Genomic DNA, 8453 nt, shown 5'->3' with positions numbered 1-8453 from the left:
GCCGCCGATGAAATCACCGGCACCAATGACGGCCACCGTTCTGTTTCTCTTCTGCATGGTGTTCTCCGGTCTTTGTTCGGGTCAACGATCTTGCAAACGACGCCTAGACCTTAGCTGCACAACGACTCCGTCAGCCTGCGCTTCAACAGCCTGCCCGCCGCAGCGTCCAATGCGCTCAGGCGGTTTTGCGCTGCGCCGCGGACGATTGCGCGACAATTTCTTCTTCGACGTCGCGCAGGCTGTCCTTACCGAAATAGATCTCTTTCCCGACGAAGAACGTCGGGGATCCAAACGTGCCCCGCTCGACTGCGTTGTTGGTATTTTCGATCAGCTTCTTCTTGACGTCGTCCTGCTGGGCACGGGCGATGATGCGATCGATGTCGAGCCCGGATGCAGCAAATGCATCCCGAAAAACCTGCGGATCATCCATCTTCTTGGGCTCAACCCACATGTGATGATAAGCAGCGCGGAAATAGGGCTCAAACAGCCCTTCGAACTCGGCCGCGACTACTCCACGCATCAACATGAGCGTGTTCACTGGGAAGAACGGGTTCGAGCGAAACTTCGTGATGCTGTGGCGACGCAGGAAACGCTCGGTCTCGAGCGCATTGTACTCCGGTTTGTTGCGGATCCCGTGCAGCGCCTCTGCGGGCGACAAGTTGCCAGTCGCCTTGTAGACGCCGCCGAGCAGCACGGGCACGTAATCGAACTTCACGCCCGTTCTCTGCTCGATGGGAGGCAGAGCCAGCTCGGCCAAATAGGCGTTGGGGCTGCCGAAATCAAAGTGAAATTCGGCCTTGAGCGGAGCGACCATGGAACGCCCTTCCCTTCGGTGGCGACGGTTTGTTTGTCGCTTGGTTGATCGTTTTCAACCGATATAGTTCTTTTTTAGAACTGTCAACATGACGATCATAATATTATATTTGTCACTGCATCTTATTGAATTGTTGTAGGTTCTAATTTAGCATCCATAGGCATTGAGGTCGCAGATTGGCTGGAGACGTTGATGAAATGGGATGCCCTCGAGAAGGAGCCGTGCTCGCTAGCCCGCACTGTGGCGGTTATCGGCGACCGCTGGAGCTTGCTTATTCTGCGCGAATGCTTTGTGCGCGTCCGCAGGTTCGACGAATTCCAGTCGTCACTTGGGGTCACCCGACACCTACTGGCCGATCGGCTAAAGAAGCTCGTACGCTTTGGCGTGTTGACCAGGATTCCCTACCAGGAAACCCCCAAGCGCTACGAATACATCCTGACGCAAAAAGGTCTGGACCTCTATCCTATCATCATGTCGATCGTACACTGGGGCAACATCCATATGGTCGACTCGCGTGGCCGACCGCTGCTGCACGAGCACAAAAATTGTAAGAAGATGTTCGACCCCGTCATGATCTGCTCGGAATGCGGTGAGCCGCTGGCAGCAAAGGAAGTCCATGTGCATCCGGGTCCAGGAGCACGGAAATCGTCGCGCGCCGGAGCAATGGCTCGATAATCGCGACCGCGCCATCGCAAAGCGCGAGTGACGGATACCCACGACCTTCAGTTGCCTACCATCAATGGCAGTCGCCGGAGCACCTACTCATCGTCAGCGAACCGATCCTAAATTTGTATTTCAGCGCCCCTTCCATTGCGGGGCGCGCTTTTCCGCAAAGGCCTTCGGACCTTCGATAAATTCTCCGATGCACCGAGCGCCTTTACCGCCGGATAGTTGAGCTGTTCGGCCAAGGCTTGCTCAAGTGACACCCCAAGCCCACGATGAATGGCCTGCTTCGACGCACACGTATCGACATCGGACCGTTCTGCAGGATCGCTTTTGCCCAACGTTCGGCACCGGCAAGTGCCTGTCCAGTCGCAACGACTTCGTTGACGAAGCCTAGCTCCTTTCCTTCCTTTGCCGAGACATGTCGTGCCGTCAAGATCATTCCCATCGCGCGCTTCAGACCGATCTGACGCGGAAGCCGGTGTAGCTCGCCGGCAAGGGCGACGAGACCGACGCGCGGCTCGGACAGCGCGAAGGTCGCGTTTTCCGATGCGATGATGAGGTCGCACGCCAGCGCGATTTCGAAGCCGCCGCCCAGCGCCACGCCCTTGACAGCAGAAATAATGGGCTTATCGCAATCGAAGCGATCGGTCAGTCCGGCAAAACCACTGGTAAATGCACCGCGCTTGCCATCCTTCTTGCCATTTTAGATTTTCCAGCAGAAAACGCCCTATCGCCAGCGCCGGTGACAATCGCAATCCATTGATCCGGATCGTTGGCAAATTCGTCGAACACACGCTGCAACTCAAGGTCCATGGGCAGATGTATCGCGTTCATGAGTTCGGGGCGATTGAGCGTGAAGACGGTGAGCGGACCTTCTCGATCCACCTTCGCGTATTCAAAAGTCACGCTATTTCCTTGCGTTACGCTGCAGCGCTATCGTATTTCTTCTTGGGACGCAGCACCTGGACCGTAGTCCAAGCTTCGCTACGTGAAGTACCTATAGCTACCCTAGATCCAAGCTAGTCGATCGTCCCAGCAGCCGTGTCATTGATCCAGCACTGCCACGTGTGGATCGTCAGTTCGTGTCGACGTCTTCAACTGGCCGAGATCGATTTTTTGCGCTCCGCCTACTCAACAAGGGTAGCCTGGCGATAGGTCGGGTCCCTGCGCCAGCATTGAAAACGCTGCTGTCGATGTCTCATTGATATTTGATGTGGCTGCCATCATCGCGAACATCGGGATCTCGGGCCGATCGTCCGGTACCAGGAATGTGACGTCCGGCTGGCCTGAACAGCCGCGCCCCCGAGTACCCGCCGGTGAACCTGCCCCTACCAAAAGCAGACACAAGACATCTCCCGACTATCGAAATGCCGGGACAGCCAGCCGAAACGGTTCGCACAAGCCCGCGCGCTTCACCCGCACCACCGACGTCATTGTCGCTGGCAAGCCTCACAACAGACACTCTCGCCATTATCGAAGAGCACCGATAATGAGCATACTTCCTCGGCGGGATCACTCTGGCTCAGTTTCAGTGCAGCGTAGCCGTCGCCGGCAGCGGCATCTGCTCACTTGGAGACAGTTCTCTCGCCAACAGTCGTGCGACTTTTCCTGGCGACGGATTGGGTTGAAGGATCTTTGGATAGTACGCTTCCGGCTGCTGCCCTAGGACGAACGGCAGCATCGCGAAACCCATGTAGCGCCCCGAAGGCGCAATCTCGGTGGGATCGCCGTAGAGCGCCGAAGACGTCGCAAGGCCCTTAACTCCATTTCGCTTCCATTTCAGCGGCACAAACGCATCTGTGGGCAGGTCAGCGAGGTTGTCACACGATAGCAACCAAAGCGCATTCGAATAGGCCAGTTCGAAGTGCACAGAATGCTCGCGCACCGCGGGCAGATGAACCTCTTTCGCTCGATAGAGTTCCGCCCTTAGCAACGACCGCTCCGCAGGTAGTGAGAGACCCAAGGTCGCCAATCCAAATAGTGCATCGAAAGCGACCATGGGCTGCCGAGACCCGACAAGAATCTTCAAGTAGCGTTCTATCGCGGCGTCACCGCACTCGAGCACGCTTCGCGCCGCCACCGCAGTCAGCCAAGTCGTTCTGGCGTTAACGAGCCACAATGTCGGCGTCCAATTGGAGAACGGCAACTCCCGGATCATCCTCGGCATCCACAGTCGCCCGCTGATCGAGGCCAGCAAGACGAGATGTGCCATTGAGTGGACGGTACGCCAATAGCGGTTGAGTTCTACATAAGGTAATGGCTCGGCACGGGAGATTCGGTCCGTGATGCTCCTTCTGAGCTTATCGACAAGAACGGAGAGCTCTGCCGCCGCTTTGTACCACGAATGCTCGAGCAGCGGAGACCAAACGACGAGTTCTTCGAAGTCTCTCCGTGTCATTAGCGCGTCGCGACCAAATGCCGGCGCCAACAAGGATGCGGCCACCTCGCCAGCTCCGGATGCCTTCACCGAATGCCGATATGCAGACGCGATTTCCGGCGCCTGAGTTATCGCGTCGAGATCCAATATCAGATGATCCGCAGGAGGAGAACGGGAGACACTCGGCTGATTGAGGTCATCCCAAGCGATCCAGACGTCGCGCTTGCGCCGTGTGAAGGCAACCGGTCGGCCGGCAGCGCCTCCGCCAGCGAGCACCACCATCTGACGAAGAGCTGGATCTCGCCCTAGAACCAACGTCTCCGTCAACAGGTACCGAATAATGTTGTAAGTATCCGCCAGTGGCAACATCGCCTCTTCGACATTAAGCTCCTGGTTCTGAGCCATACGGTATGCTCGACGGTTGGGATGTCCAAATTCGGGGGACCCACGTCCCCGAAAGCACGTTCCGAGGTTAAGGTTGACGGGTCGCATAAGCCACTCGGATGAGCGGCATCTTGGTTTGAGTGCCGAATTGGCGATGTTTGACGGGGTCAGTCTCGAGCGCGAAACCCAACGCCATGTTCTCCGGATTTATCGTCAGGTCCGCTAAAGTCGACTCAATGACTTCCGAACGGGTGCGGTTTGGATTCTCGTCAAGCGACATATCTCACTCAAATCAGGCTGACGCTCCGCGACTTGAAACGCGTCCAGAAATAGGCGTTCAAGCAAAGCAGCGCGACTGCAGGGCATCGACGTCCCGCAGTAATGGCCTTGCTCCATAGCGGGCTTCGGTCTCTAGGGTGCAGCCAAAAGATGACCAGCCGCTAGTCACAAGTGAATAGCGAGCCATGGATTCCATCGTGTCCAAGGACGTCGCGCGTGGAGCTGAGAGGCGTAGCTCGGCATTGTTGGAAATGGAACGATCCGCTTCTTGCGGGCAGGTGCCCGCGTGAGGCTCGAAAGAGACAAGGCCGGGGCGCTTGTATCGATGCATCTCGCGGGTGACAGCCCCGCGTCGCGGTGGCCATTTTATGAATCATTCAGACGGCTACCTGCAAGCTCGGCAAAACTGAACGGCACTTGGTCGCCTCTGAATAGCGGTCCGTGTTAGAACCCTATAGCGTCTACGCGACGGCGCTTTTCAACGTCAAAGGCAAACCAAAGCACGACATGATAACAGGCTTGAATTGCACGACTCTTCTTGTCCTAGATCTCGAAAGCGGAATCGAGTGCTATCGCCACATCTTGGCGCGCGCACCGCTCTTTCGTTTGGCCGCTGACGGGATTAAAGGAGCCGTCTTTGCGACGGGCAATTCTCTGCTCAAGATCGTTTCGCCTAAGGGGCCTGGTCTCCAAGGACAGCTTGTCCGGTCTCATTTGGACAAGTACGGCGAGGGACTATTCGAAATGACTTTTGGTGTTGAGGACGTCGGTCTCGCCTATCGACGTCTGAAGCGCCTTTCCCTCTCTCCCGATTCCATTTCCGAGGTGATCCAGTACGATGCTGACGGGACACTTCGGAACATGTCAAAACGCACAGGTTTGCCGGTTAATCACTCGTACGGAATCCCCATTTCACTTTCTGACCTTGCTGCCGAGGGACCAGCCGCGGACGTCACGCAGCCAGCAATTCTCGGGATAGACCTCCTCGTCGTTGCAACGAATGATCCAGAGCGAGCGACCGTTCTGTACGGCGCCAGACTAGGCTTACCCTTGGTCTTCGATCGAACCGGTCCGACTGATAACGCCCGGCTCCTGCAGTTTTCTTGTGGTGATATGGTGATCGAAGTCGTTCACCGCCCAGCGAGCAACAAGGTCGGGCCGGACAGCATCTGGGGGATCGGCTGGAGGGCTGCGGATATCGACCTCGTGCATGATAGCCTCCTGCGACATGGACGAAACGTGTCTGACGTAAAGGTTGGGGCAAAGCCTAACACGCGCGTCTTCACGGTCCGAGATGGTACGTGCAATGTGCCTACGCTCGTCGTGCAGCACGCAGAAGGACATTAGGCGGGTGCGGGAGGGACCGTACGCCGGCCTCTTTTTGCTTGAAGACACCATTTGCAGGCGCGGCACGTTCGAAAACAAGCCAAAGAAGGCTTTGCATCCGCATCAATACTGACTGCAGCTTATTCAGCCGTGAATTCGACGTGCACGGACGACCTGCGTAGATTGCTCGGGAACATACAAGCTGCGGGTTGATTTTATGCGCCGGGTTGTCGTCACAGGGATGGGTTCGGTATCGCCGCTGGGTTGTGGAACCGAGCTCGCCTGGTCGCGGCTACTGGCCGGCCAATCGGGTTTGCGCGCTCTTCCTACTTGGGCCGCAACACTGCCTGCCCGGATCGCCGGAACTGTACCCAGCAAGGCAGATGACAGTGAAGGCGGTTTTGATCCGAGTCTGGTCGCTTCCCCAAAGGACCAGCGCAAGATGGATCGATTCATTCTGTTTGCGCTCGCCGCTGCAGCCGAAGCCATAGCACAGGCCGCCTGGGCGCCCTCCGAAACAAACTTTCAGGCGCGTACCGCGACGATCGTTGCGTCCGGGATCGGGGGCTTTCCGGCGATCGTCGAGTCGGTGCGCACCACCGACCAGCGTGGCGTCCGTAGACTGTCGCCATTCACCGTCCCATCATTTCTGGCTAATCTCGCTGCCGGTCACATCTCGATCCGCCACGGCTTCAAGGGTCCTATCGGCGCACCCGTGACGGCTTGTGCGGCGAGTGTGCAGGCGATCGGAGACGCCGCACGTCTCATTCGATCCGACGAAGCCGACGTCGCGATTTGCGGGGGCGCGGAAGCTTGCATTGATCTCGTCAGCCTCGGCGGCTTTGCCGCCGCACGTGCGCTGTCGACCGAATTCAACGACACGCCAGCTCGAGCTTCCCGGCCATTTGACGAACGCCGCGATGGATTTGTGATGGGGGAAGGTGCCGGAATTTTGGTGATCGAGGAACTCGAACATGCGGTACGGCGAGGTGCGATGCCGATTGCGGAGATTGTTGGTTACGGCACGAGCGCGGACGCCCATCACATTACGTCTGGCCCTGAGGACGGTAACGGTGCCCGTCGCGCTATGCAACTCGCGCTGCACCAGGCTAGGCTGAAGCCTGATGATGTACAGCATCTCAATGCACATTCCACCTCGACCCCAGCCGGCGACTCAGCTGAACTCGAAGCGATCAAAACCGTGTTCGGGAGCGACGGTCGTATCGCGGTTAGCGGGACCAAGTCGGCGACCGGGCACCTTCTCGGCGCCGCTGGCGGCCTCGAAGCAATATTCGCGATCCTTGCACTGCGCGACCAAGTCGCTCCGCCTACACTCAACCTAGAAAATCCCGATCCCGCTGCTAATGGCGTAGATTTGGTCGCTTGTCACGCCAGACCGATGGCAATGGAACATGCTATCTCCAATGGCTTCGGCTTCGGAGGGGTGAACGCGAGCGTCATCATGCGGCGCTGGCATTGAAGAACTCGTCCACGCAAAGGCCGAGACGTTCACTGCGGTCTGAAACTTAGCCGCGCGCCTAACACAGCGCGAGATCGCTCAGATGATTCGACGAACTGAGGCCGCCTCGAGGGCCCGTTTGGCGATGATCAGGAAGCGGCCCCGCTCGCCTTTAGCGGCGTTCAGTGTGCGTATCTCATTTGGACCATTGACGTAGCGCATTGCCGGAGTTGTCGTTGTTGATCAATTTGGACGATCATGACAGTTGCACAACAGATCATTCGCGCTGTCCGCGAACAGCCAGGTCTAACGGAACGTCAACTCGCAGACCGTCTCTTTGGAGAGAACGCGGCGATTCAACGCGTCAATCCAACCTGTCGGAAGCTGATCACGCAGGGCCTACTGGTACGTCAAGGAAAGGGATGGAGCAGCGATCCATTTAGATATCACCCCGCCGAGCCACCTCGGTAGGCCGCTCGGCTCACTGCAGGCTTCCGGGTAGCTATGCCGCTGGCTCCCGTGGGTTTGGCCGTCGGACCACCGGTGCAGCGCTTCGCCATTTCTCGGCAGTGCGCGAGCCTTCAGTCGTTTGCTAGTTTTCCGGATTCCGCTCCATGCACCGCAGTCACGGCACTGCTCAATTCGAACCGCTTAGAGTGCTATTTGAACGGGTATTTCGCGACATGACCGACCGCACATCACGCATAGTCCTATTCTCACTATTGCTTTTGTTGGCTGCGGGGATTTGTGCAGTGATCCTCTGAGCCGCGTGGGACTGTGGCGGACTTAGCCTGATAGTTTTTGTCTCAATGGAGCTGAACATCGCTACGCCGGCACGCCGGCGTCACGCTAAGCGTCTTGTAGAGGGTGAGGCAATGCAGCCGGGAGCGCGAGCGCTGCGCAGAATCTGGCCGAACTGAACGTGGGCTGCAGGGCAGGACGCGCGATGCGGTCGCTTTTGCCTCCTGCAGGTGCACAAGCCTGACCAACGGCGTCGCCAGAACGCAGTGAGAACCGAATACATGCGGACATCCCGAGCATTTTCCGACAATCCAATCGGCGTGCTTTTTGATCCAACGCTCGTCCACGAGAGCTTCAAGACCGGAGCTGACTTCAGCATGCCGCGGAAAGACATCCGCGCCGGCCGC

Annotated in this window: 6 protein-coding genes and 1 pseudogene; 3 read left to right on the top strand and 4 right to left on the bottom strand. The window is 57.7% G+C overall.

Annotated elements, in window-relative coordinates:
- Window positions 1-175: 175 nt before the first annotated feature.
- Entirely contained in the window at window positions 176-814 is a 639-nt protein-coding gene (locus AKL29_RS31200; RefSeq protein WP_050386809.1) for a 2-hydroxychromene-2-carboxylate isomerase, read from the bottom strand.
- A 192-nt stretch (window positions 815-1006) separates the two neighbouring features.
- On the opposite strand from AKL29_RS31200, the gene AKL29_RS31195 reads away from it, so the two are divergent.
- Window positions 1007-1489, top strand: a complete 483-nt coding sequence (locus AKL29_RS31195; RefSeq protein ID WP_050386808.1) for a winged helix-turn-helix transcriptional regulator — start codon at window positions 1007-1009, stop codon at window positions 1487-1489.
- A 120-nt stretch (window positions 1490-1609) separates the two neighbouring features.
- Here AKL29_RS31195 and AKL29_RS31190 read toward each other — a convergent pair.
- The 3 genes and pseudogenes from AKL29_RS31190 to AKL29_RS31180 all read right to left on the bottom strand — a co-directional run bounded on the left by AKL29_RS31190 (window position 1610) and on the right by AKL29_RS31180 (window position 4521).
- Window positions 1610-2386: pseudogene (locus tag AKL29_RS31190) on the bottom strand (enoyl-CoA hydratase-related protein).
- A gap of 622 nt (window positions 2387-3008) precedes the next feature.
- Window positions 3009-4262, bottom strand: a complete 1254-nt coding sequence (locus AKL29_RS31185) for a hypothetical protein (protein WP_050386807.1) — start codon at window positions 4260-4262, stop codon at window positions 3009-3011.
- Between the two features lie 67 nt (window positions 4263-4329).
- Window positions 4330-4521 carry a hypothetical protein gene (locus tag AKL29_RS31180; RefSeq protein WP_050386806.1) on the bottom strand — a complete coding sequence of 64 codons (192 nt, stop codon included), beginning with the start codon at window positions 4519-4521 and terminating at the stop codon, window positions 4330-4332.
- A gap of 440 nt (window positions 4522-4961) precedes the next feature.
- Between AKL29_RS31180 and AKL29_RS31175 the strand changes: the two genes are divergently transcribed.
- Window positions 4962-5867: a VOC family protein gene (locus AKL29_RS31175; RefSeq protein ID WP_050386805.1), complete on the top strand. Its 906-nt coding sequence runs from the start codon at window positions 4962-4964 to the stop codon at window positions 5865-5867.
- A gap of 196 nt (window positions 5868-6063) precedes the next feature.
- Entirely contained in the window at window positions 6064-7326 is a 1263-nt protein-coding gene (gene fabF / locus AKL29_RS31170; RefSeq protein ID WP_050386804.1) for a beta-ketoacyl-ACP synthase II, read from the top strand.
- The last annotated feature ends 1127 nt before the right edge of the window (window positions 7327-8453 follow it).

This window comes from Bradyrhizobium pachyrhizi (assembly GCF_001189245.1).
Taxonomy (GTDB): Bacteria; Pseudomonadota; Alphaproteobacteria; order Rhizobiales; family Xanthobacteraceae; genus Bradyrhizobium; species Bradyrhizobium pachyrhizi.
Note: the sequence above shows the minus strand (reverse complement) of the source record. Positions and strands in the feature narration are given on the sequence as shown.

Bases quoted from the DNA above. Each gene is read 5' to 3' on its own strand.
- AKL29_RS31200 (WP_050386809.1), bottom strand. From the start codon at position 814: ATGGTCGCTCCGCTCAAGGCCGAATTTCACTTTGATTTCGGCAGCCCC.
- AKL29_RS31195 (WP_050386808.1), top strand. From the start codon at position 1,007: ATGAAATGGGATGCCCTCGAGAAGGAGCCGTGCTCGCTAGCCCGCACT.
- AKL29_RS31185 (WP_050386807.1), bottom strand. From the start codon at position 4,262: ATGGCTCAGAACCAGGAGCTTAATGTCGAAGAGGCGATGTTGCCACTG.
- AKL29_RS31180 (WP_050386806.1), bottom strand. From the start codon at position 4,521: ATGTCGCTTGACGAGAATCCAAACCGCACCCGTTCGGAAGTCATTGAG.
- fabF (WP_050386804.1), top strand. From the start codon at position 6,064: ATGCGCCGGGTTGTCGTCACAGGGATGGGTTCGGTATCGCCGCTGGGT.